Genomic DNA, 22697 nt, shown 5'->3' on the forward strand with positions numbered 1-22697 from the left:
TGAAAGTTGGCCAACTAACTATGACTTACAAAGCAAAGATACATCAGGTTTTATTGAATGTATATATTTTCCTGTTATAAGTCATTGAAATGTCAAATATATTAGATGTTTCATATTTATCAATATAGATGGAGTTGACAGTTTAAAGTGGCATGTCTATTTAAATTCAAGAAGATTTTGTTAAAAATACTATTAAGAACTATAAATGTGTTGGATATAATATGTACTACGATTTATTTGCGAGAGATAAATATGGAATGAATACAGAGAGGATTTTTCAAAGAATATATCTGGAATTTTTAGATATAGAATAACGATAAATGAAATAAATAAACAGTTTTTGTTAAGGAGTTTATTGGTTCGTAGGTGGAAGGAAATATTTGATTTAAAAGGCGTGGATTTCCTATATGAAGAGAAGAAGGGAGGTCCAGCTATGGAAAATATAAATACAAAATCAAAGTTAAATATTGAAGTAGAGGCATTACAAGAAGAAAATGCACGTTTACGTATGAATATTGATTATTTAAAAAAGTTAAAGGCCTTAGTTCAAAAAGAGAAGAAATTACAGAACAAGACAAGGCGAATGTAAGTTATCTTAAAGAATTTGAAGTATGGAACATTATAAGATGGAATCAGATAACTATATAGATTTTTATAATCACAAAAGAATTAAAGCAAAGTTAAAAGGAATGAGTCCAGTACAATACCGGACTCACATTCAAATAGCCGCTTAATTTTTTGTCTAAATTTTGGAACCAGTTCATAATAGGTGGCCGGTTGTTTGTTACGCTTAGCGATTGTTAGTTTTTAACTCATTTCATATTGCGTTTAGTTTAAGTATTGAGAGTAAAAGAATAGGAATAGAAAAACTAATGTTTTGCCAAATAATCTGTTAAAGAAACTTAAAGGAATAACAAGTTCTCCTATTGTAAGGATTTTAAGTTTATTACTATTTGGTTTTTTTATTAATTCTTTAAATGTTTCGAAGTTTATTCTATTAATGAAAGACCAACTTGGCACAGCTTTTGTATCTGAACCTATTTTGAAAATGATATGAATACTATGTGCATGAAAACCGCTTTTATAATTAAAATAAGCAAAAATCCTAAGATAATAAACCAAGTCATTTTTCAGCACCTCCTTGCAGTATTTAATATTAAAACTGCCGAAAAAGTGTGCTATTGTCCATGGAAAATATGGAGAAATTGTTGAGGGAACGTTGAGAATGTTGCAATGCTATTGATTGTTGAGGATTTAATTATACTTTTTCATTTTATATTTAAAAAAAGAAAATAAAAAAGAGAACAGCTGCGTAGACTGTTCTCCTAAGGAGCGGAAGTGCTGAACATTTTCAATGACAATGATTCAAGCATTCCGTTAATAGCATGTGCATATATTTGCAGTTCATACAAGAAGGTAGCTAAAAAATAGCTACCTTGCCTCAGGGAAAATTCAAGAAAATCAGAGATTCATTATGGATACAGATTGGCTGTTACCAATCTATTCTTATTATCGGAAAGGATTCCATAAATTATTCATAAGTTAAAATCTTACTTCATTATAGGGTCAGTGGCTGGCAAAGTAAAAAGAGAACTTTTGTAAAGTGCTCTTTTTAAGATGTGCATTAGGACTTGAAAGAGGCACCAATGACAATTTAAAAGGAGATATTTCTATACAGCATATGGAGGTGCAATGGAAAGGTGACGATAAAAAGAAAAAGAGCAGTTAGAATAAACTAACTGCTCAGCTCCAGGGGAATTTGAGACTTGGTTATTTATAGTTTTGCCAGAACTTTGGGGTAGTATTTAATAGTAGATGTAAATGATACATTTTTAGAAAAAATCAAAAGGTATACGTAAATTTTGAAGTGTACCAGAAATATTTTTTATACCTTTTGAAAAGGGGATTTTAGTAGCTTAGTTATACTCCCAAAAAGTGTACCTTTTGAAGTGTTAGAATACTCCGGAAGAAATAAATAATTCTAATCATAAAGGGTAGTTAATATTAATTTGTTTTTGGCAGAGGTTTTGATAATTATAAATTCAACTTTTCTATTTTTGGGACGTTTCATTTACAGAAGATAGATAATAACATAATTTTCTCAATAAGGAATTTTCTGCTTTTAATATAATTTTTTCACAATTCATGGTATATCTGTATTAAGGGGACCTTTTCGGTTGATTAGGGAGAAAGATTATAAAAATGATATGGGAGGAACAAAAAATGTCATTGAAAAAGAAATTAGGTGTTGGAGTGGTTTCAGCCGCTCTTGGCTTATCTTTAATTGGTGGGGGAACATATGCATATTTTAGCGATCAAGTGGTGACAAATAATTCATTTGCTGCAGGTACGTTGGATTTAGCTATGCAACCAACTACTTCACTTAACTTAGAAAATTTAAAACCTGGGGACAAAATATTAAAGAAATTCAATTTAACAAATAGTGGTACATTAGATATTAAAGATATCATGATGAAAATAGACTATACTGTAAACGATTTAAAACAAAATAACACTACAGAAGATTTAGGTAAACATATTAAAGTACAATTTCTTTGGGATTGGGATCCTGCAAAAAGCCCTGTATACGAAACAACTCTTGCAGAACTAAAATCACAAAGCCCAGAGATTGCCTCCAAAAAAGTATTTCATTCTAAGTGGACTGAAACAGGAGGATTAAAACCTAGGAAAATGGATTGGTTTTGGATAAAGTTTATATTTGAAGACAACGGAACAGATCAAAACGTGTTCCAAGGGGATAGTATTGCGCTAAAAATGGAGTTCCAAGCCAATCAAACAGATGGACAAGAAAGATAAATTTAAGAGCATAATACTGGTAAAAAGTAAAACTGAGCTTATGCCTTTTAATAATTTAAAAGAATGATTACAACATATCTATACCAAAAGCCATTGATATCAGCATTTGCGCATGATATTAATGGCTTTTGTAAGTTTAACATTTTGAATGTTTTGTAAAACTAACATTTAATTTATAAATAGAAGAAAAAAATAGCCAAAAGTCGTAGAACGTTTAAGAGAGTAAATAACGACTCTCTTTTTTTGGTTTTGTATTTTTAAGGGTATCCATATACATCGAATAAGGAAATCCCCACGCTGCAATCAAGCTAAGAAAAGCATAAATCCCCAAATAGTAAAATTGAGATCCCAAGAGTAAAAATCATTGTTTCTCGGTAGCATAAAACCTTAGTATGTTAGCGATGTGATGCTAACCCAAATTTGAACCCTATTCCTCAATGAATCAAACAATTTAACATGGTAAAAGTATATTTGGATGAGAGTCCAATACTTACTATTGAAATTGTGAGGGTTCATGTTGGAAGAAGGCACTTTAGGGTGTCTTTTCTTTATGAAAAAAATCCCCGCATAATGTACAGGGATAAAAAATTATAAGTCATGGTGGGACAGTTCCTGTTTTAGTTAATCAGATAGTTTCTATTAAAAATAAAAACAAGATGTAATGCTTTGAAAAAACTATGTACTAGAACTGGTACTCTGTCGGTAAGCCATGAAAGAGGTACTTATATTATTTGTTTTGTAAATTATCTTGAATTTGTTGTTCCATATTTACTAGTGATGTTTTTAGGGAATTACTAAGCTTTTTAACAAATTTAAGAACAAGAAGCCAGTTTTTAATAATAGAATTCTAAAAGCGTTAGGGTAGAAATTTATTGTTTTTGTTAAAAAAGAATTGACTTCTACTATAGTTGTAACTGATACGGTTACATAATGTTGTAGTTGAATTAGTTACAACTTATGACTATTTAAAATGAAAATAAGGTTTATATATTCAATTAAGGATGGTAGTCCACATGTTATCGCCCGGTGTAGAAAGTTACTAACATATTTAAATCAAGATATATTCCGAATTTTAGTATCTTCTATTTTGGAGCAATGATGTGCAGCGCTATCTTTCATTAGAAATCTTATCTAATCTTTTTGGGAAGGGTTAGTTTTGAAAAATATAGTAAGGTAACTCAAAAAAGAACAAGATATAAAAAAAGACGTACTTATATAAACCAGAAAGTTAGCTGAGAATTTTAAGTGGTAGCTGAGCTGGATACTAAAAATAAAGGTAGGAGATATAAATGGAGACGAAACAAGATAACCTTATTTATGTATGGGACGCTTATTGTGGATGGTGCTATGGCTTTTCAGAAAGTATTAAAGGATTTTACAAAAATCACACTGAAGTGCCGTTAACGGTTTTATGTGGAGGGTTATTTTTAAATAATTTACCAATGAAAAACTTCTCATATATAGAAGAGGGAAATAAAAGAATTAATCAACTTACAGGTGCAGAATTTGGTCCTTCATATCAAAAATTGGTGGAAGAAGGGACTTTTAAAATGAATTCGAAAGATGCTGCAATTGGCTTTTCAGCTTTACGCTCATTAGCACCAGACCGTTTGTTAGAATTCACTTCGGCTATGCAAAAAGCGTTTTATTATGAGGGCCAAAGTCTGAGTGATCCTGAAACATATCGTAAGATTGCAATCGAGCATGGTTTGGACCCTGAACAAGTATTAGAACGATTAAACGCTCAAGAAACAATAATAGATGTCCAAAACGATTTCAATAAGGTGCGACAGCTTGGTGTTAATAGTTATCCTTCATTACTTTTACAAAAGGATAATCAAATTATCCCTATTGGTGGTGGGGTAATGACGCCAGATAAAATTGAAGCGCGTTTTAAAAATTTATATTAATGGATTTTAAGTTACAGTATATAACATTTAACGTTTTAAAAAAGACTAGAATTGGATGGACTTAAACCTTTTTATAACAGTCGGTTTCAATTTGTTTTTAAAAAGAGTCCAATTTTAATTTTACTATCAGCTATAGTAGCAAACATGTTAGCTTAAGCCAACGGACATTCATCTTTCGCCTATTTGTTGGTGCTATCACACTTTCAGGTAAAGTGAAAAGGGTGCTTCTGTCGGAACAAGATAAAAATATGTTAACTAGTTAATAACTTTAACAAAAGGAGAATAACATTCTATGTTTAAAACAATTGATACAAATCAAAAAGATGTAAAATTGACAGTGTTTAGTTCAGACGAAAAAAGTTTCATGGTCACTGCAACCTTAGTTGAGAAAGCGGGACATGCATTTTTAATAAACTCAAAATTTACTCAATCTGATTCGAAAGAAATTGTTGAGTATCTGAAAAAAAACGACTTATCTTTAGATAAAATCTTTATTATTCATGGGGATCCTGATTACTACTTTGGATTAGAAAGTATTAAGGCTGCTTACCCAGAAGCTATAGCGTATGCTACAGAGTCTACTGTTGAACATATTGCTCATTCTGTCTTAGGTAAATTAAAAGTTTGGAAAGGCGCCCTAGGAGAAAACGCACCAAGCAACGTAGTATTACCTCAAGTGTTTAAAGAAAAAACGATTGATTTTCAGGGATTAACATTTGAACTAGTAGGCTTAGATCATTACAGAACTAGCTTATTTAATAAAGAGCTAAAATTATTAATTGGTGGTATTGATGTATTTAACGAAATACATGTATTCTTAGCGGATACTAGCTCAAAAGCGGCTATGGAGGCATGGATTGAGAACTTGAAAGTATTACAAGCATTAAATGCTGACATAATTGTACCTAGCCATGGATCAATTGAAAAATCCTTAAATAATCAGGCACTTACTGCAACTATGGATTACCTAAGAACTGCGGTTCAAGCTTCTGAGGAAAGTAAGACTTCAAAAGATTTTGTAGCGAAACTTGAAGCAGCATATCCAGGCTATGCAAATAAAGGTGTATTAGAATTAAGTGCAAAAGTTGTAACAAAAGAAATGCCTTGGGGTTAATGCTATGAATAAATATCAGAAACTATTACATGAAACGTATGTGTTAACTGGCGAAGGAAAATTGGATGCTTTCAAAACGTATTTAAGTGAAAATGTATCATGGACAGAAGCTGCTGGGTTTCCATATGCAGGTACTTATATAGGCCCAGATGAAGTAGTGAAAAATGTACATGAACGTCTTGCCACGGAATGGGATAACTATTGCGCAAAAGATGAAATTTATGCGTTTAATAATAATACTGTTATCGTGTATGGAAAATATAGAGGAACATATAAAGCAACAGGGAAATCATTTGTAGCAGATTTCTGTCATCTGTATGAGTTTGATGAGAACGATAAGGTTAAGAAGTTTATTCAAATTGTGGATAGTGCAACTGTTAATGAGGTATTAAGTTAGAGTTAATAGCTTCTAACATACCCCAGACATTACATATTGGGGAAGGTTTCTACAAGCGTGTTATGGAATATAATTTATATGATTAGAAGAGGTAGGTATATATGAAATTAGAGAAAAATTTAACGAATTCCCCGGAAAAATTCTCTTTCCTCAAACGTGTGAAGGGCGTAGCCCAACGGTAGGTGGGAGATGAATTTCGGTTTGGCGAGCCAAAAGGTTTTCTTTGTTATTTTGTCTCAGATATAATCAGTCTTTTAAATTATAAAGGTTGGTATATTAATGAAATTAGATAGTAATAATCATTCAGTATTCTCGTTGTATTATCACCTTGTGTTGGTCGTGAAATACAGAAGAAATGTGTTTGATGATGATATGTCAGACTATGCAAAAGATATGTTTTGGTCAAGAAGTTTTTGTTTACTAACTACTGGTGGTTCACCAATAGACGCAGTAAAAAAATATATTGAAAATTAAGATGAAAAGTGAGGTGAAATGATATGACAAAGCATAATAAAGCATATAAATTCCGTTTGTATCCAACAGAAGACCAAGCACATCTTATGCGTAAAACCTTCGGCTGTGTACGTTTCGTGTATAACAGAATGTTAGCTGAACGGAAAGAAGCCTATGAAAAACACAAAGATGATAAGGAACAACTAAAGAAACAAAAGCTTCCCACTCCTGCGAAATACAAATCAGAATTTGAGTGGTTAAAAGAAGTTGATTCATTAGCTTTGGCAAATGCTCAACTAAACTTGCAAACTGCCTATAAGAATTTCTTTAGTGGTCAAAATGACTTCCCAACATTCAAAAGCAAAAAAGACAGAAAGTCTTATACAACGAATGTAGTGAACGGAAATATTATGTTGCTTAACGGTCATATCAAATTACCAAAACTGAAAATGGTACATATCAAACAGCATAGAGAAATACCACAAGACCATATAATCAAGTCATGTACGATTTCTATGACACCTACTGGTAAATACTATGTGTCCATTTTGACTGAATACGAAAAGAGATTGTACAAAAAGAAGTAGAAACAGTTGTTGGATTAGACTTTGCGATGGATGGATTATACGTCAGTTCTGAGGATAAGAAAGCCAATTATCCTAAGTTCTACCGTGAAATGTTAGACCGATTAGCAAAAGCACAACGAGTATTATCAAGAAGAACAAAAGGTTCTATTCGTTGGAATAAACAACGTATCCGTGTAGCTAAGTTACATGAAAAAGTAGCAAACCAACGTAAGAACTTCCTTCATCATAAGTCTAAAGAGTTAGCTACTCATTTTGATATTGTAGCTATTGAAGATCTAAATATGAAAGGAATGTCGCAAGCACTTCATTTTGGAAAAAATGTCGCTGATAATGGTTGGGGTATGTTCACTTCTTTCTTAGCTTATAAACTAAATGAACAAGGAAAACAGCTTGTGAAAATAGACAAATGGTTTCCTTCCACAAAAGCATGTAGCAGTTGTGGAAATGTGAAAAAAATGTCATTGTCTGAGAGAGTATATTCTTGTATATGCGGTGTAAATCTCGATAGAGATTATAACGCAGCTATCAATATCAAAAATGAAGCAATACGCCTATTAGCGTTAGCATAGATAGCAATAAAATAACCCTTGGAACAAGGGAGTTAGCTCGGCTGTCTTAGGACGAATTCGTTAGCTATCAAAAGTAACGACTAACCGAGAAGCCCCCACTTCAAACAGTCCATTAGGACGTAAAGTGGTGGGTAGTTCACCAAACATAATATCGATATTATCCCTAAATATGTAAGCGAAGATTATCAGCAACATAATCCTTTTGTTGCTGATGGATGAAAAGCCTTCATAGATTTCTTTAAGGAGGATTATGTTAAAAATCCTAATTCCTCTGCAGAGATCAAACGTGTAGTAGTAGTAGTAGGAGATACAGTTGCTCTTCATGTATATTCTCGTACGAATTCCGAAGATAAGGGAGTTGCAATAGTGGATATATTTCGTATAAAAGATGGTAAGATTGTCGAACACTGGGATGTAATTCAAGAGATTCCAAATGAGGCAGCTAATGATAATACGATGTTTTAGGTAGAATAAATATTTAATTGTTAGAGATGTATAGAATCTAGATATTATAAAATGAAGGGGATGTCCTAGGTATACTACTAAGACATCTCTTTTTGTTTTAACAAGATTTAATTTATTATAATTTGTAGAGTGCTTACTTCATATGTCTTCTGATAACTTACCCCTGAAATTGCACCATGTTAATATTAGATTAACGTATTAATTTGTAAGAAAGGTATTTTATATTGAGCAAGAAAAAGTATTCAAGTATAGATTTTGAAGAAGTACCAAGTATGATTGAACCTTTAATAATTTTTTCTCTTCTTCAGCCGCCGCAAGTTGAGCCTCTTTTTTCGACTTAAATCCACGTCTTGATTTTTCTTTGTATTTTTGAGTATAAGGGTCTTTAAATCTTACCAGGAATTCCTAAAAATCTCCTAATTTCCTGAAACTAGCCAAGATGAATTCCTCCTATAAAAAAGAAGGGGGAGAGAGCCCCCTTACTTTAAAATTTATTAAAAAATAACTTAATTCATTGATGAAATATTATTGAATTGGTGCACAACTCCAAATGTATTTTCCAACTACTTTTATTTCTGGACAATTTTCTATATCTGTACAATCAAACATTAATGGATGTATACTAGGATTAAAAGAATCTGGTTCAAGGATAATTCTATTATTGGTTTTGTAAATTCTTTTAAAGTGGCGTCATATCCGTTGATGAGTACAGCGGCTATGTCGCCATTATTTATATTTGTTGTCCTCTCAAGTACAGCTATATGTCCATCATGTACAATTCTATTCATGCTGTCTCCGTTTATACGAAGTGCTAATAGTTTTTCAAATCCATATTTATCTAAAATAATATCAGGTACCTGTATATCACCAATTACATTTTCTATAGCTTCAATTGGTTTACCAGCTGCGATTGTACCATAAATGGGAATATCCCGTTTGGTAATTGCGTGATCTTCAGGACAATAGGATTCATTTTCATCAATAAAGTAGGTTGCAGGGACATTTAACATCTTAGCGATTTGTGATATTTTTGACATTTTAGGGCTTCTTTCACCATTTCTCCACCGTAAAACAGTAGTTCTACTAACAGATAATAATTCAGCTAATCGTTCGTCTGTCATACTATTTTTCTTCATCAATTGAGATAATTTTAAACCGAATGATTTCATGACTTTTTGTCACCTCCGTCTTTGATTGATTATATAATTGGTGTGACAAAAATGCAACTTTCTTCGTTATTTGGTAAAAAAAATCTTGACTGTTTTGTCACGTAGTACTATATTTGAATTTGAAAAGAGGTGACAAAAATGCACAAGATGATATTTTTAGAAAGAAAATTAAAGAGAAAAACTATTGAAGAAGTTGCTGATTTTCTTAATGTTTCTCCACGTACATATTGGGCAAAAGAACATAATAAAAGTGAATTCACTCTGAAAGAGGCACATATGTTATCGTGCTATTTAGAGAAATCTATAGAAGAGTTATTCCCTGATCTTTTTTTAAATAATTTGTGACAAAAATGCACGTACTTATGTTTGGATTATAGGATGTTTTTGGGGGTTATTTTAAAATAAGTATCTAATAATCCTACTATTAAAGATGCTTTATATATTGATTTGCACTTAGAAAAGAAGGAAAGAGATTCATAAAATGAAACGCTAAAGTGTATTTGGAATATAAAAATTGAGGTGAAGTATAGAATGTTGAAATATTCAAATAGATGAAAGAGCGATCAGAAGATTATATTTAGAAAAATTTAAAGAAGTGGATGCAGAATTTGTATTTTGGGATACAAGCGAATTAAAAAAAGAACGTGCATGTCGTGGACTACTATTCAAAAAGAATTCTTTTTTGATCAGCGTTTTCAAAAATTTAAAGTGGGCGGGAAATGGTATTTTCCGGCTAAAGAAAAGAAGGCATTTTTATTAAATTGGCTAACAGAGAATGAGATGTAAAAAAAGAAAGACTATGGTCTTAAAAAACAAACCTTATAGGAAAGTCTATTGTAGGGAGGCGGATTAATCATGGTTTTTAAAGTGACAAAAAAACAAGGATATGTCAGCAAGAGTATAAATGAAGAATTTAGTAATACTAGTTGTTTTGAATCAGAAAAACTTTCGAATAAACAGTTAAAAATGATCTATGCCAAAGTTCATATAATAGCATTGAAATATGATGGAGTAATATCAAAAGAGGAAATCAAAAATAAATTAAAAGAAAAACTTAAAATTCAATCACTGAGTGATCTTACAAGGAAGCAAGCTAATCAAGCTATAAAAGTATTAATAGGTTGGGAAATTTAAAGGTTTTGGAGAATAAAACCTTTAATACATAAGAAATTTAATATGTAGATTTTAAAAAAGTTCTGGAGGAAGATCAAATGAGTAGTTTGCTAATACAGGATGAGCCACTATTAGTATTACCTCGATTAGCAAGTAAGATTGGGTTGAACGAGGCAATTTTTCTTCAACAAATACATTATTGGCTCAAGCGCTCGAAACATTATTATGATGATCGTTATTGGGTCTATAATAGCATTACAAATTGGCATAAACAATTCCCATTTTGGAATGAAAGAACGTTGAAACGTATTGTTAAAAATCTAGAAGAGTTTAATTTATTGATAAGTGGTAACTATAACAAATTAAAGTTTGATAAAACAAAATGGTATTCAATAAATTATAACAGACTAGTTGAATTAGAAATAGATAACGATTGTGACAAATTGTCTCAACGAAAAGAACATATTGTCATGATGGAAAATGATAATATGTCTCAACCAATACCAGAGACTACACAAAAGATTAACTCAGAGAATACCACTCAAAAAGATATAGTAGAGATAATTAATTATCTCAACAGTGTATGTAATACAAGTTATCGTATTTCAACTAAAAAGACACAAATGTTAATTAAATCTAGACTACAAGAGGGATTTAATATAAATGAATTTAAAGAAGTTATTGAGACGAAGGCGAAAGAATGGCTTTATACAGAACAGGCAAAATATTTAAGACCAGAAACCTTATTTGGAACTAAATTTGAGGGATATTTGCAGCAGAGAAAGATGGTGAAATCAAATGGCTTTAACAAAGGTAACAGATATAGTACAAAGTCTTTCGAAGAGAATGAACTTCCTTTCTGATACATGTCTGATATGTAAGCAGGAGAGGAAGCGAATGGTAAGATTGATGGAGATTCAGGGTGAAACGATTTGTCCAGTATGTCGTTTAGAAGAAGAAAATAGAAGGTTAGAAAAAGAAATGAATGTTTTTCGTTATGAAAAAGAGGAAAGAAAACGTAAAAGTATATTTTATGATCATAGTCTTATTAAAGATGAAACTGTTAAATTAGCTAGATTTTCGACATTTATATCAGAGTGTGAAGAGGATGAAAACAATTTAATTTTAGCTAAAAAGGCTCTTACAGACTATTTAAATGATATTCGATTTAATTTGATTCTCGTGGGTAAAGTTGGAGCTGGAAAAAGTCATATTGCATACTCTATAGCGCATGAAATGAATGAACAAAGTTCGGATAAAGTTATGTATGTTACAAGTTCAGAACTCTTTGATTTCATACGTTCGACATTTAATACGCAATCTTGTGAAACAGAGCATAGCATAACAAATATGCTAATTTCTATGGATTTATTAGTCATTGATGATCTAGGAGCAGAGCTAGGCGATATGGAAATTAATGATTTAAAAGCAACAGCATTTGTAAATCGTGTGTTATTTAAACTATTTGATGGACGACAAGGGAAAAAAACAATTATCACAACGAATTTAACAGGTGAGGCAATTATAAAAGCGTACGATGAAAGAGTTACATCTCGTATGTTTAATACATATCGACACATAGAATTTAAAAAAACAAGAGATAAGCGTAAGAGAAAATTACCTTTTTAAGAAAAGAATATATATTGTGTAGGAAATATAGATGTAGATGAAAACATATTGTTCAAGAAATTTGTACTGTATGAATTAGTTCTTTTAATTAGCGAGTAAGTGAAGTGATTCGGAAGTTAAGAAAGAATATGAGGAATGGAAACAGCATTTGATCAGAAATTCCACGTATGTACATTGAAAGCAGTTTTTAAGTTTATTTAATATGTTTTAAATAATTAAATGGAGGCATCTTGAAAATGAGAACATATAAAGGATTTGAAGTAATTAAACGAATGAAAACAAATTGGATTACAACAGTACAAGAGACACCGATGTGTTGGAAAATAGAAGGGGAAAGAGTGATTGCTGATTATTTAGGTAAAAAAGAAAGTTATCAACAAATTAATTTCTTTTTTGAGAATGAATTTATAGATTGTAGAGAAACTATTCGAAAAGGAGAACTATTGTATATTGAAAATGAAAAAAATGAAAAATTCATCGCTGAATATTGTAAAGAAAACGAAAAAGAAATAAAGCATGGTAGTTGGTTCTGGATTAATGGAGAGGAGTTCTCTAATAATTATGGTCATTTTGAAAGGCGTACGAAATTAAAAATTAGGAAAGCTGAAAAAAGTGAAAAATTATTATTTGAACGGGCAAAATTATTCGCTATCAAAGGGCGTAAAATAGATGAGTTTAGACTTGGTGATGTAGTTGAAAGAGATAATAAATTGTATAAAGTGGCTATTGTAAAAAGTGGAAGTGAATCTCAAATTGTAGTAGGATGTGTTCCGATTAATGGGGGAGAAATTTCTTATTATAATTCAAAAGATATTGAGATTCAATTTTTCGTTGAAGATATGGTGGTGTAGCAAGATGAAGTTATTTTTAATTAATCAACTTATTGAAAATGGAATTTACAAATATAAGGATAAACAATTGTACGAATTAAATAGTGATGAGTTAATAAAATTAATCAAAAATCATAATGATAAGAAAATAAATGTTAGCAATACAATGTATGAAATAATACATAAAGAATGTAAGCCTTAATAGCAAATTAATATATGAAATTTAAATTATGATTAAGGATAAATGATAAGAAAGGGGCTTAACATGTTAAATATAGAATTACCAGTATTAAATAAAGAAGCTACAAAAGAAAATGTACTGAAAGCTATAAAGAAATACAGATTATTTATGAAGTGTAATTATCTTAACGAAACAATACTCTCGAAAGAAAAAATATTAAAAGAAAATGCGAAAGAAGAGCGGATCAATTATATTATTGCGATGAACAAAGGGTTAGAAAAGCTAGATATTGAAAGTGATAGAATAATTATTCAAATATATTTGTTGAAAAATCGAGTTAATAGATATGAGATTATGAAAGAGTTGAATTTATCCGAGGGAGATTATTATAGAAAAAGGAATACTGCTTTTTACAACTATGCATATGCATTAGGGATTGAGGTTGAGGAGTGTAAAGATTACTAATAATGAATAAGTTTTTAATATGGATTATAACCACCTGTGTAAACAAGCAGGTGGTTATTTTTATGTAAAAAAATGATGAAAAAGAGATAAAAACGAATCGTTATATACGTATATCATATAAGTACAAAGTAGCAAAGATAAATAGTATTAAGCAAGAGTTTTTTAATAATTTTAGTTTTTTGGTGAGAAAAAATAAATGGAAATTAAATGTAGATTTAGATGGTCTCTATTTTTAACAATTTTGCTTTGTTATAAGGGTGGGAATAGTATATGCGAGATTTAATTATCCAATATAAGGAAACGTTATGTAAGTTAGAGCGTGCCAAAATAAGTGCAAAAGAAGAAGAAATTAAAATATTAACGAGTATGATTAGTGATGTCACATATGCTTTGGAGTGGATGAAGAATGCAAAGATGCCGGGTAATCGTCGGGGAATAGAACGTAGAGCTGCTTACCAACGAGAAAAATCATATGATTCCTTGTTAATGCAAAGGTATTTTCGTAGTACTGATACAACATATGAATGGGATGATGAAAACAAGGAAAGTATCATTTCAGAATGGGAAAGAATAAAACTAGAAGATGCGCTCTCTACTTTGACAAAATATGAAAGAGAAATATATATCATGTCTAGAGGAAGAGGCATTACACAAGAGAAAATTGCTAAATATTTAAATGTTTCAAGAAGTACAATTAAAACGATTCTATATAGATCTGAAATAAAAATTGCTAAACAAGTAAGAGAAAGTCTTTTCTGCGAAAGTAGTTAAGGCTTTTTCTTATTTACAAACACATTCTTGTCACCATAGTGCCACCTATAAATAGATAGTAATAAAATAAGTTCAAATGAAATATAAAAAATGAAGAATGGATACTAGCAAAAAGAATGAGTAACTCGCAGAATATCTATAAATTAATCATGTCAAGAGGAAGAGGCATTACACAAGAGAAAATTGCTAAATATTTAAATGTTTCAAGAAGTACAATTAAAACGATTCTATATAGATCTGAAATAAAAATTGCTAAACAAGTAAGAGAAAGTCTTTTCTGCGAAAGTAGTTAAGGCTTTTTTTATTTGCAAATACATTCTTGTCACCATAGTGCCACCTATAAATAGATAGTAATTAAATAAGTTTAAATGAAATATAAAAAATGAAGAATGGATACTAGCAAAAAGAATGAGTAATTCGAAGGGTATCTATAAATTAAATGAGAAATTTTAAAAATGACGGCATCTTTTTATTTACTACAAAATAGGCAGTAGTACATGAAAAACTAAAGAAGGATGCGATTAGATGTTAGAACAAGATATAGATACAATGCCAATATGTTCAATTTGCCTTGAAAAATGTTTATGGGTTTTGAAATTTCCAATCACAATTCAGTATTGTGAACAAATGTTAATTCGTGAGGTAGTTGACGACAATATAACAACAATATGTATTGAGTGTTTAGAAAAAGAAGTACAAATGATGAGTTAAAATGGGAGGGACTGCTAGTGGCGCGACCAATGAAATTGAATGATGAGCTGATAAATAGGTTGACTCAATATATTAAAGTAGGGAATTATATTGAAACCGCATGTGCGTTAGTTGGAATTAGTAGAAGTATAGTTTATGTTTGGTTAAAACAAGGGCGTAGAGCAATTGAAACAAGTGAAAAGACAGGTGAAGTAGTACCGAGAAAAGATAAGATTTATGTAAAGTTAGTCATGGAAATTGATCAGGCATTAGCATTTAGTGAAGCGAGAGACGTTGAAACAATTGGGGAGCATGCAAAATCTAATTGGAAAGCTGCAGCATGGAGATTAGAAAGAAAATTCCCAACTAAATGGGGAAGAAAAGATCAATTGCAAGCAAACGTAAATCATTCAGGAGAAATGAAAGTAGAGCATAATAAAATGGCTATGAAAATTGGGTGTGATGAGGAAATGCTTGATTTAGCTATGAAATTATTTGAGAAAGTTCAAGGAGGAGAATTACAATCATGACACGGATGAATGTGCACAAGTTAATAGATGAAAATACATTTAAGGAATTGGCAAAAGTGAACTACCCCTTTCTATGTTCAGTATACACATAAGGGATTCTATAAACATGCAAAGCACACAAAATTAATAACAAAGATTTGCCAAGATTTAATTGAAGAGAAATTATCGACTAATAGATTAATGGTGTTTATGCCACCTAGGCATTCAAAATCACAGTCTATAACAGAAACATTGCCAAGTTGGTATTTAGGAAATTACCCAAATAGGAGAGTTATAGAGGTATCTTATGCATCAAGTTTAGCTGAAAAGTTTGGTAGAAGAAATCGTGCTAAAATTGAAGAGTTTGGTAAAGAAATATTTAACATTAGAATTGATGAGCGGCAAGGTTCCGTAACAGATTGGGCACTACATAACCACTCTGGTGGAATGTTGTCTGTAGGAGTTGGTGGTTCGATTACAGGGGAAGGAGCAGATTTATTAATTATTGATGACCCTATTAAAAATCGCCAAGAGGCCGAATCAATTACATACCGAAATAGACTATGGGATGAATGGGAAGATACTTTATCTACACGTTTACAAAAAGGTGCAAAGGTAATTCTAATTTTGACGCGATGGCATGAGGACGATTTAGCTGGTAGATTGTTAGAGAAAGAACAGGAGAAATGGACTGTGTTATCAATTCCTGCTATAGCAGAGTCAAGGGATGATCCATTGAACAGAGAAATAGGTAGAGGCTTATGGGTTGAACACTATGGCCAAAATTATTATGAAGATAAAAAGAAGTTTTCCTCTGCACGCTCATGGTTATCTTTATGGCAACAAAAACCATCAAGTGATATAGGGAATATTTTCAAAAGGCACTGGTTTCAATATTATGATGCATTACCAAATTGGGAACAATTTGATCAAATTATTACTTCCTGGGATATGGCTTTTGATAACACTACAAATAAAAGTTCATTTGTGGTTGGGCAGATTTGGGGAAAAATAGATGGAGACAAATATTTAATTGATCAAGTGAGGGCGCAAATGAATTTCCTAGAAACAAAGAAAGCATTTGTTGTTTTTCATCATAAATATGAGTCGATTCTTCGGAATTCTGAGTTTAAAAAGTCCATTCCGAAATTAGTTGAAAAAAAAGCAAATGGTCCAGCTATTATTAGTTCATTGAAGAATGAAATAAGTGGAATTATTCCTATAAACCCACAGGGTTCAAAAGAGACACGTGCTGAGGCGATATCCCCTGAATTTCAATCTGGGAATGTATATATACCTAATCCTAAAATACAATCCTGGGTATATGATTATATAGATGAATTAGCGTCTTTCCCATCTGGTAAGCATAATGATCAAGTAGATACAACGTCACAAGCCTTAGAATACTTTTTTACTAAGCAAAAAAAAATAATGGGTGGAAAAATAAAAAGAGTTTAGCTGAACATGTATTGTTCAGCTTTTTTGTATTGGTAAAGTTTTTATGAAATACATTGAATAAATGATTTGTATATGAAAGGGGGCGTAGGTTTTATGGCTGAGAAGAAAGCAATTAAGAATGTGAAAGTACTTAAATTACAAAATCGTGAGATGAATTTACGGAATGAGGAACTGCAAAGTAAACAAATGACAATTGATCCATTTGCACAAGTGTACGGTGATAAAGAACTAGTAAAGCCTCCATATGATATGCAAGTATTATTAAATTTGAGAGAAAGTAACCCTATTCACTCGGCATGTATTAGTGCAAAAGTAAATGATATTGCTGGTATAGGATTTGACTTTGCACCGCTAGATGAAGTGACAGAGGCAAATCAAGAACAATATAAAGAATTAAAGCGTTTTATGAGATATTGCAACAATGAAATGACAAGTAGCGAAATACTTAGGGCAGTTTGGGAGGATTATGAAACTGTAGGTTGGGGAATTATAGAAGTTGTTCGTAATTTGAAAGGAGAACCAGCGCAGCTTCATCATATTCCAGCACATACGGTACGTGCGCACAAAGATAAGATTCGATTTGCACAGATTGTAAATAATGAGGAGAGATGGTTTAAAAGATTTAGTTATCCATATGATTTTAGGTTGATAGATGGAGAAATAATTAGTGATAGCTTAGATGAAAACTCGTTATTAGACACTGAAGAAAAAGCTGGTGAAGTTATTGTAATTCGTAAATTTGGTTCTAGATCATCATACTATGGTATTCCGGATTATGTGAGTTCAATTGGTTCAATTGTAGGATCACAAGCTGTAAGAGATTACAATATTAATTATTTTACTGGTAAAACAATTCCAGATGCTGTTTTGTTTGTTGAGGGTGTTGATGAAATAGATGATTCAGTTGAAAGAGAATTAAAAACTTTTTTCTCTGTCGAAACAAAAGGAGAACATCATAAGTTAGCAGTTGTTCCTGTTCCTGAAGGAGCAAAAGCTCGCTTAGAGAAATTAGGGCCAGATGTCAAAGAAGCGAGCTTTCGTTTATATCGTCAAGATAATGCCATGGAAATTTGTATAGCTCATCGGGTGCCACCATATAGGATTGGTTGGGCTATGACAGGATCACTTGGGCAGACGACAGCAAAAGAAATGAATGAAATGTATAAACGATCAATTATTGAACCAGGTCAACAAATTTTAGAACATCGATTAAATACACAATTATTTAAAGAGTTTACAGGAACATTAGGGGAATTGGACTGGCAGTTTCAATTAAATGAAATTGATACGGATGATCGAGCGAGTGATATGCAATATGCAATAGATGGATACGACAAGAGTATATTAACAAGAAATGAATGCCGAAAAGTCATTGGATACGAACCAGTTCTAGAAGGAGATAAATTTTTAAATGAAGATTCAAATTCGATTTAGTAGTCTTGCTAGAAAGTAGGAATATATTATGCCAAATGAATTGAAAAATGTAGAAATTAATTATGTTTCATTAGTAACAAAAGGGGCTAATGGTAGGCCATTTGCAATTATGAAGGGTATGAACATGAATGGCTCTAATGTTTTGAAAAATGTTCCTATTTTAAAGAGGGAAGATGAAAAACAACTTGTAACAGGGGTTGTTTATGAACCCAATATAGAAGATGCACATGGTGATATCATGACGGCTGAAGAAATTGAAAGAGCGGCTTATAATTTTTTAGAGAAATATAGATACATAGATAAAAACCATGACGAGTTGGCAGGAAAAGGAACAGTAGTAGAAAGCTGGATTACTAAAAATAATACGGTTGTTGGAAAACAAAATATTAAAAAAGGAACATGGCTTATGACTGTTCGAGTAGACGATAGTGAAACATGGAAAGAAATTAAAAAAGGGAAAATCACAGGCTTTTCGATGGGAGGGGTTGGAGAAAGAATGCAGATGCCACAAATGGATGAGTTTACACAAGATGAGAAAGGTGTAATTCGTAAGATGTTTAGTTTTTTTAAGTCACATTGTGACGAGGAACAAACTCAGGAGATGGATAATCAGTCATTAAATAATAAACATAACTCTAAGATGCAAAAGGTATTTAATTTGTTTGAAGATGTATTTTATGTTGGGATTTGGGAGGGAAATGTAGATATTAAGCGTATGGTTTCCACCTTAGATGAAATGAAGGACATTTTAAATACAATGAAGGGTGGTGATACAGATTTCTCACCGGAAGATATTACAATTAATTCCATAAATGAAGCGGGCACAATCTTATATAAGAAAAATGATAAAAAATTTGATGAAATGATTTCTTTGATGAACCAAATTAAAGAAAATAAGCTGCAAAAAAACATAGACCAAAATTTAGATGAAATTAAAGACATTGTAAAGAGAGAAATGGGTCCTTTTCTCGAGAGGTTACAGGAGTTGGAAGAACAGTTAAATAAAGAACTTGAGTCAACTCATGATACTAATGAATTAGGAAATGACAGAGAATCTAAAAAGACTAGTGAATTTATTCAGAAGGTAATAGATCCCATTTCAAAGAGACTTGAAGTAATTGAGCAATCAGCACAGGTTCGTAAAAGTCTTGGGGCCGATGCCAAACCAACAAATGAGATGAGAAAACCAGTAAATAAATGGGTAGGATTAGATCTATAAAGATAAGGAGAAATGAATCTATGAATAATAAAGAATTATTAGCACGTATTGAACGAATTGAAAAGAGTACAATGACAACGGGAGGAATGAAAGCGGGGCTATTATATCCGGAACAAAGTAAAGAATTTTTCCGAATGGTATTTGATGCAACTCCATTTTCTCAATTGCATCGCAAAGAGATTCGTAAAGCGAAAAAAGGTGAATTAGATAAAATTGCAATCGGTGGTCGAATTTTACGTAGGAAAATGGAAAATAGTGATGATGGCTATCGAGCAGGTGTAGAAACGTCGAAAGTTGAATATGATACAGTTTCTATTCGTTTACCATGGGAGATAACGGAGGAGCTACTTCGAGAAAATATCGAAGGTGAAGGATATGAAGATACTGTTATGACATTAATGTCAACTCAGTTAGGTATTGACCTTGAAGATCTGCATTGGAATGGGGATGTAACTTCAGAGGACCCATTTCTTCAAATTAATGATGGCTGGTTAAAACTAATTAAACAATCAAGTAAATCTCATATTGTCGATCATTTTAAATTAGTGACGGGAACGGGAGATGCTGAAGCTAGCGCCGGGTTTAGTAAAGACTCAATCTTTAATTTATCTAAGGCGATGCCTAATAAATATAAAAATGAAGGTTTAAAGTGGATTATGTCACCTGCTCGTAGAGAGAAGTGGATTGAATATTTAACAACTCGTTCAACTGGCTTAGGCGATGCTGCATTATTAGGTGCAGGGGATCAAGTTAATAAGCCGTTGGGGTATGAGATTGTCACAGTTCCTTCTCTTCAAGATGATGTAATTATTTTTGCAGATCCTAAAAACTTTATTGCGGTAAATACGTATGACACGCGAGTTCGTAAGACTGTAGAAGGTAAATCTGCTGTTATGGAAGATAAGCGATTCTATGTAATTCATTTGGATGATGATGCAGTTATTCAAGAAATGGACGCAGTAGCAATTCTTACTAATATACCTGATAAATTTGGGAATTAAGTAAGGTAATTTGCATATGAAGATTATAGAATTAAAATTAGGCGGTACATATACTGCATATGGCTATACTTTTTTTAACGGAGTAAAGGAAAAGGTTGCAAATGAAAAAGCAAACTATTTACTGAGTACAGGACATTTTAAGTTAATAGATAGTATAGAGGTTAAAAAGAAAGAGAAGTAAAAGAGGTGGAAGGATGGAAATTACTGTACAGGACATAAAGAACAGGGTGAATGTTCAACGAATGCCCGATACGGTAATCCAGGAGCTCATTAGTCAATATGAATTGATTACTAAAAACTATTTGATGAGTAAGCCAAGTAACCCAATGAAAGAGAAAGTTAGAACAAGTAAATTGGCTTGGCTTTCTTTTCGAGCAGAAAATTTGAACAAGGTAATCCATATTGGTTCTGGAGAAGAAGTTACCAATTCAGTTTTTTCTGATGGTTGCACTGTATATGGTTTAAGTGAGAATCAATTATATGAATTTGAGTATACAATACAAGATTATGATGGGCTTTTGACTTTAATGAAAAAATGCATCATCGATATGACGTGCTATGCGGTAATTCGAACAAATCTACAATATGAAAATATGAAAAAATCAGCAAATATCGGAGATTATTCATATGAAATAAATATTGAATCGCTAGATGAGGAAACTGTTAATAAAAAGGTTTTAAAAGTATTAAAAAAATACCGAAGTAGAAACCCTTTAATAGCATTATGAATGAAAGAATAGGCTGTGAACATTAGATATGGAAGAATTATATATACATGAAGTAACTGTGAAAAGGAATCAAAAGGTAAAACAGCCGGCAGGAAATTTTAAAGAAGAGCCTGTCATTGTTTATGAAAGAATGAAGTGTCGTGTAACAACACACACAGCGGTAGATAATGAAAGGTTAAAAAGAAATAAACAAAATTTTGAGCCGAATTTTAAAATTTATACTTCTGCAGAACATAACATCCATACAAATGATGTAATCTATTTTCATGATTATGTATTTGAGGTAAGAGGAGAACCAAGAAATCCATCATTTTTAAATCACCATATTGAATTGTATTGTGAGTTGTTGGAGTAAAATGACGAATACATCGGAATTCATGGTTACACGTAATGTAGAACAGGTTAAAGAACAACTTGATAAAATAATGGTAGAAAGAATTATAAGTGCTTGTAATCAACTTCAACGAGAAATGAAACAAACAGTATCAGGTAGTCACAATGGTGTGAAGTATAAAATTCCACGATCGAGTCGCACATATATTGCTTCAAAACCAGGAGAGACATTTGCTTCTAGAACGGGAGAATTACAAGATTCCATTAAATATGGCTTACATATTACAGATACTGAAGTAGTAGGAACGATTGGAAGTCAATTAAAAAGAGCGGTGTATGTCGAAAATGGTACAAGTACTGTAGAAGCCCGACCTTTTTTCTTAAAAACGTTTGAAAAAGAGCGTGGGGAATTAAAAAGGACATTGGGAGGAGAACAATGACGACAAAAGCGATTGCAACAATCAGAAATATTATTGAAAAAGATACAATTGTGCAAAGTAACCTATCGAAATATGAAGGAGAGCCCGCTCTTACATTTCAAACTGCACAAAAAGATATGAAAATGCCTTATGCGGTAATGAGAATTGAATCTAATAATCCGGATGATATAGAGGTAATTGATCGGATGATTCTCACTTTTGATATATATTGTGGCCAAGGTGATTATGAAAAAGCGGATGTAATTTCAAGGCGAATAGAACATTTGTTAGACAGAGAAGCGGGATTGTTAAGAGATTCTGGTATTATTACAATTCATCGAGCAGGCAGTGTTGCAGTTCCGGATGAAGATCCATCAATTATTCATATTAGTATTAAGTTTCTTGTACGGGTAGGAAGAATGGAATTATATTAAGG

27 protein-coding genes and 6 pseudogenes are annotated in these 22697 nt (G+C 31.8%); 30 read left to right on the plus strand and 3 right to left on the minus strand.

Annotation, left to right across the window (positions count from 1 at the left end; genetic code table 11):
• Positions 1-433: 433 nt before the first annotated feature.
• Both JFU18_RS26035 and JFU18_RS26040 read left to right on the plus strand, forming a co-directional pair.
• Positions 434-589 (plus strand): hypothetical protein, encoded by a 156-nt coding sequence (locus tag JFU18_RS26035; protein WP_201031504.1) that lies wholly within the window; start codon positions 434-436, stop codon positions 587-589.
• 22 nt (positions 590-611) lie between these two features.
• Positions 612-734: pseudogene (locus JFU18_RS26040) on the plus strand (IS3 family transposase); the annotation flags it as partial.
• A 94-nt stretch (positions 735-828) separates the two neighbouring features.
• Here JFU18_RS26040 and JFU18_RS26045 read toward each other — a convergent pair.
• A pseudogene (locus tag JFU18_RS26045) lies at positions 829-1127 on the minus strand (hypothetical protein).
• A gap of 1096 nt (positions 1128-2223) precedes the next feature.
• Between JFU18_RS26045 and JFU18_RS26050 the strand changes: the two are divergent.
• The 7 genes and pseudogenes from JFU18_RS26050 to JFU18_RS26080 all read left to right on the plus strand — a co-directional run.
• A complete protein-coding gene (locus JFU18_RS26050) occupies positions 2224-2817 on the plus strand; it encodes a TasA family protein (protein ID WP_000053757.1) in 594 nt (197 codons plus the stop codon).
• Between the two features lie 1289 nt (positions 2818-4106).
• Positions 4107-4727, plus strand: a complete 621-nt coding sequence (locus tag JFU18_RS26055) for a DsbA family protein (RefSeq protein ID WP_201031503.1) — start codon at positions 4107-4109, stop codon at positions 4725-4727.
• A 292-nt stretch (positions 4728-5019) separates the two neighbouring features.
• Positions 5020-5841, plus strand: coding sequence for an MBL fold metallo-hydrolase (locus tag JFU18_RS26060; protein WP_201050370.1), 822 nt, complete (start codon positions 5020-5022; stop codon positions 5839-5841).
• Positions 5842-5845: 4 nt separating this feature from the next.
• Complete coding sequence (locus JFU18_RS26065) at positions 5846-6238, plus strand: nuclear transport factor 2 family protein (protein WP_201031501.1); 393 nt, start codon at positions 5846-5848, stop codon at positions 6236-6238.
• 279 nt (positions 6239-6517) lie between these two features.
• Positions 6518-6712, plus strand: a complete 195-nt coding sequence (locus JFU18_RS26070; RefSeq protein WP_201031500.1) for a transposase — start codon at positions 6518-6520, stop codon at positions 6710-6712.
• 23 nt (positions 6713-6735) lie between these two features.
• Positions 6736-7847 (plus strand): annotated as a pseudogene (locus tag JFU18_RS26075) (RNA-guided endonuclease TnpB family protein).
• A 135-nt stretch (positions 7848-7982) separates the two neighbouring features.
• Positions 7983-8312 (plus strand): annotated as a pseudogene (locus JFU18_RS26080) (nuclear transport factor 2 family protein); the annotation flags it as partial.
• Positions 8313-8597: 285 nt separating this feature from the next.
• On the opposite strand, the pseudogene JFU18_RS30675 reads toward JFU18_RS26080, so the two are convergent.
• Both JFU18_RS30675 and JFU18_RS26090 read right to left on the minus strand, forming a co-directional pair.
• Positions 8598-8711 (minus strand): annotated as a pseudogene (locus JFU18_RS30675) (Arm DNA-binding domain-containing protein); the annotation flags it as partial.
• 209 nt (positions 8712-8920) lie between these two features.
• On the minus strand, positions 8921-9481 hold the full coding sequence (locus tag JFU18_RS26090; RefSeq protein ID WP_242483491.1) for a LexA family protein: 561 nt from the start codon (positions 9479-9481) through the stop codon (positions 8921-8923).
• A 138-nt stretch (positions 9482-9619) separates the two neighbouring features.
• Between JFU18_RS26090 and JFU18_RS26095 the strand changes: the two genes are divergently transcribed.
• The 21 genes and pseudogenes from JFU18_RS26095 to JFU18_RS26195 all read left to right on the plus strand — a co-directional run bounded on the left by JFU18_RS26095 (position 9620) and on the right by JFU18_RS26195 (position 22695).
• Positions 9620-9826 carry a helix-turn-helix transcriptional regulator gene (locus JFU18_RS26095; RefSeq protein ID WP_000549412.1) on the plus strand — a complete coding sequence of 69 codons (207 nt, stop codon included), beginning with the start codon at positions 9620-9622 and terminating at the stop codon, positions 9824-9826.
• 196 nt (positions 9827-10022) lie between these two features.
• A pseudogene (locus tag JFU18_RS29975) lies at positions 10023-10267 on the plus strand (hypothetical protein).
• A 69-nt stretch (positions 10268-10336) separates the two neighbouring features.
• Entirely contained in the window at positions 10337-10615 is a 279-nt protein-coding gene (locus JFU18_RS26105) for a hypothetical protein (RefSeq protein WP_085312010.1), read from the plus strand.
• A 77-nt stretch (positions 10616-10692) separates the two neighbouring features.
• Positions 10693-11457, plus strand: coding sequence for a conserved phage C-terminal domain-containing protein (locus JFU18_RS26110; RefSeq protein WP_000096620.1), 765 nt, complete (start codon positions 10693-10695; stop codon positions 11455-11457).
• Positions 11393-12223, plus strand: a complete 831-nt coding sequence (locus tag JFU18_RS26115) for an ATP-binding protein (RefSeq protein WP_483862041.1) — start codon at positions 11393-11395, stop codon at positions 12221-12223. The genes JFU18_RS26110 and JFU18_RS26115 overlap by 65 nt, the downstream gene beginning before the upstream one ends.
• A gap of 236 nt (positions 12224-12459) precedes the next feature.
• A complete protein-coding gene (locus JFU18_RS26120; protein WP_201031499.1) occupies positions 12460-13074 on the plus strand; it encodes a hypothetical protein in 615 nt (204 codons plus the stop codon).
• A gap of 4 nt (positions 13075-13078) precedes the next feature.
• Positions 13079-13255, plus strand: a complete 177-nt coding sequence (locus JFU18_RS26125; protein WP_085312007.1) for a Fur-regulated basic protein FbpA — start codon at positions 13079-13081, stop codon at positions 13253-13255.
• Between the two features lie 63 nt (positions 13256-13318).
• Positions 13319-13699: an ArpU family phage packaging/lysis transcriptional regulator gene (locus JFU18_RS26130; RefSeq protein ID WP_085312006.1), complete on the plus strand. Its 381-nt coding sequence runs from the start codon at positions 13319-13321 to the stop codon at positions 13697-13699.
• Positions 13700-13969: 270 nt separating this feature from the next.
• The gene (locus JFU18_RS26135) at positions 13970-14470 is read left to right on the plus strand and encodes a sigma-70 family RNA polymerase sigma factor (RefSeq protein WP_085312005.1); all 501 of its coding nucleotides are present in this window, start codon (positions 13970-13972) and stop codon (positions 14468-14470) included.
• A gap of 116 nt (positions 14471-14586) precedes the next feature.
• Complete coding sequence (locus tag JFU18_RS26140) at positions 14587-14763, plus strand: HTH domain-containing protein (RefSeq protein ID WP_085312004.1); 177 nt, start codon at positions 14587-14589, stop codon at positions 14761-14763.
• Between the two features lie 232 nt (positions 14764-14995).
• Positions 14996-15181 carry a hypothetical protein gene (locus JFU18_RS26145; RefSeq protein ID WP_000892960.1) on the plus strand — a complete coding sequence of 62 codons (186 nt, stop codon included), beginning with the start codon at positions 14996-14998 and terminating at the stop codon, positions 15179-15181.
• A 17-nt stretch (positions 15182-15198) separates the two neighbouring features.
• Positions 15199-15690 (plus strand): hypothetical protein, encoded by a 492-nt coding sequence (locus JFU18_RS26150; RefSeq protein ID WP_000113634.1) that lies wholly within the window; start codon positions 15199-15201, stop codon positions 15688-15690.
• 189 nt (positions 15691-15879) lie between these two features.
• Positions 15880-17127, plus strand: coding sequence for a phage terminase large subunit (terL, locus tag JFU18_RS26155; RefSeq protein ID WP_242486458.1), 1248 nt, complete (start codon positions 15880-15882; stop codon positions 17125-17127).
• Between the two features lie 93 nt (positions 17128-17220).
• Complete coding sequence (locus JFU18_RS26160) at positions 17221-18561, plus strand: phage portal protein (protein ID WP_201034159.1); 1341 nt, start codon at positions 17221-17223, stop codon at positions 18559-18561.
• Positions 18562-18589: 28 nt separating this feature from the next.
• Positions 18590-19780: an XkdF-like putative serine protease domain-containing protein gene (locus JFU18_RS26165; RefSeq protein ID WP_085312001.1), complete on the plus strand. Its 1191-nt coding sequence runs from the start codon at positions 18590-18592 to the stop codon at positions 19778-19780.
• Between the two features lie 20 nt (positions 19781-19800).
• A complete protein-coding gene (locus tag JFU18_RS26170) occupies positions 19801-20781 on the plus strand; it encodes a phage major capsid family protein (RefSeq protein ID WP_002169538.1) in 981 nt (326 codons plus the stop codon).
• 16 nt (positions 20782-20797) lie between these two features.
• Positions 20798-20962, plus strand: coding sequence for a YqbF domain-containing protein (locus tag JFU18_RS26175; protein WP_000691127.1), 165 nt, complete (start codon positions 20798-20800; stop codon positions 20960-20962).
• 13 nt (positions 20963-20975) lie between these two features.
• Positions 20976-21509 carry a hypothetical protein gene (locus JFU18_RS26180; protein ID WP_201034158.1) on the plus strand — a complete coding sequence of 178 codons (534 nt, stop codon included), beginning with the start codon at positions 20976-20978 and terminating at the stop codon, positions 21507-21509.
• Between the two features lie 28 nt (positions 21510-21537).
• Positions 21538-21864: a hypothetical protein gene (locus JFU18_RS26185; RefSeq protein ID WP_002169536.1), complete on the plus strand. Its 327-nt coding sequence runs from the start codon at positions 21538-21540 to the stop codon at positions 21862-21864.
• A gap of 1 nt (position 21865) precedes the next feature.
• Positions 21866-22282 (plus strand): HK97-gp10 family putative phage morphogenesis protein, encoded by a 417-nt coding sequence (locus JFU18_RS26190; protein ID WP_002169535.1) that lies wholly within the window; start codon positions 21866-21868, stop codon positions 22280-22282.
• A complete protein-coding gene (locus JFU18_RS26195) occupies positions 22279-22695 on the plus strand; it encodes a hypothetical protein (RefSeq protein WP_000208341.1) in 417 nt (138 codons plus the stop codon). The genes JFU18_RS26190 and JFU18_RS26195 overlap by 4 nt, the downstream gene beginning before the upstream one ends.
• The last annotated feature ends 2 nt before the right edge of the window (positions 22696-22697 follow it).

The organism is Bacillus sp. TH22 (genome assembly GCF_016651015.1).
Lineage (GTDB): Bacteria > Bacillota > Bacilli > Bacillales > Bacillaceae_G > Bacillus_A > Bacillus_A mycoides.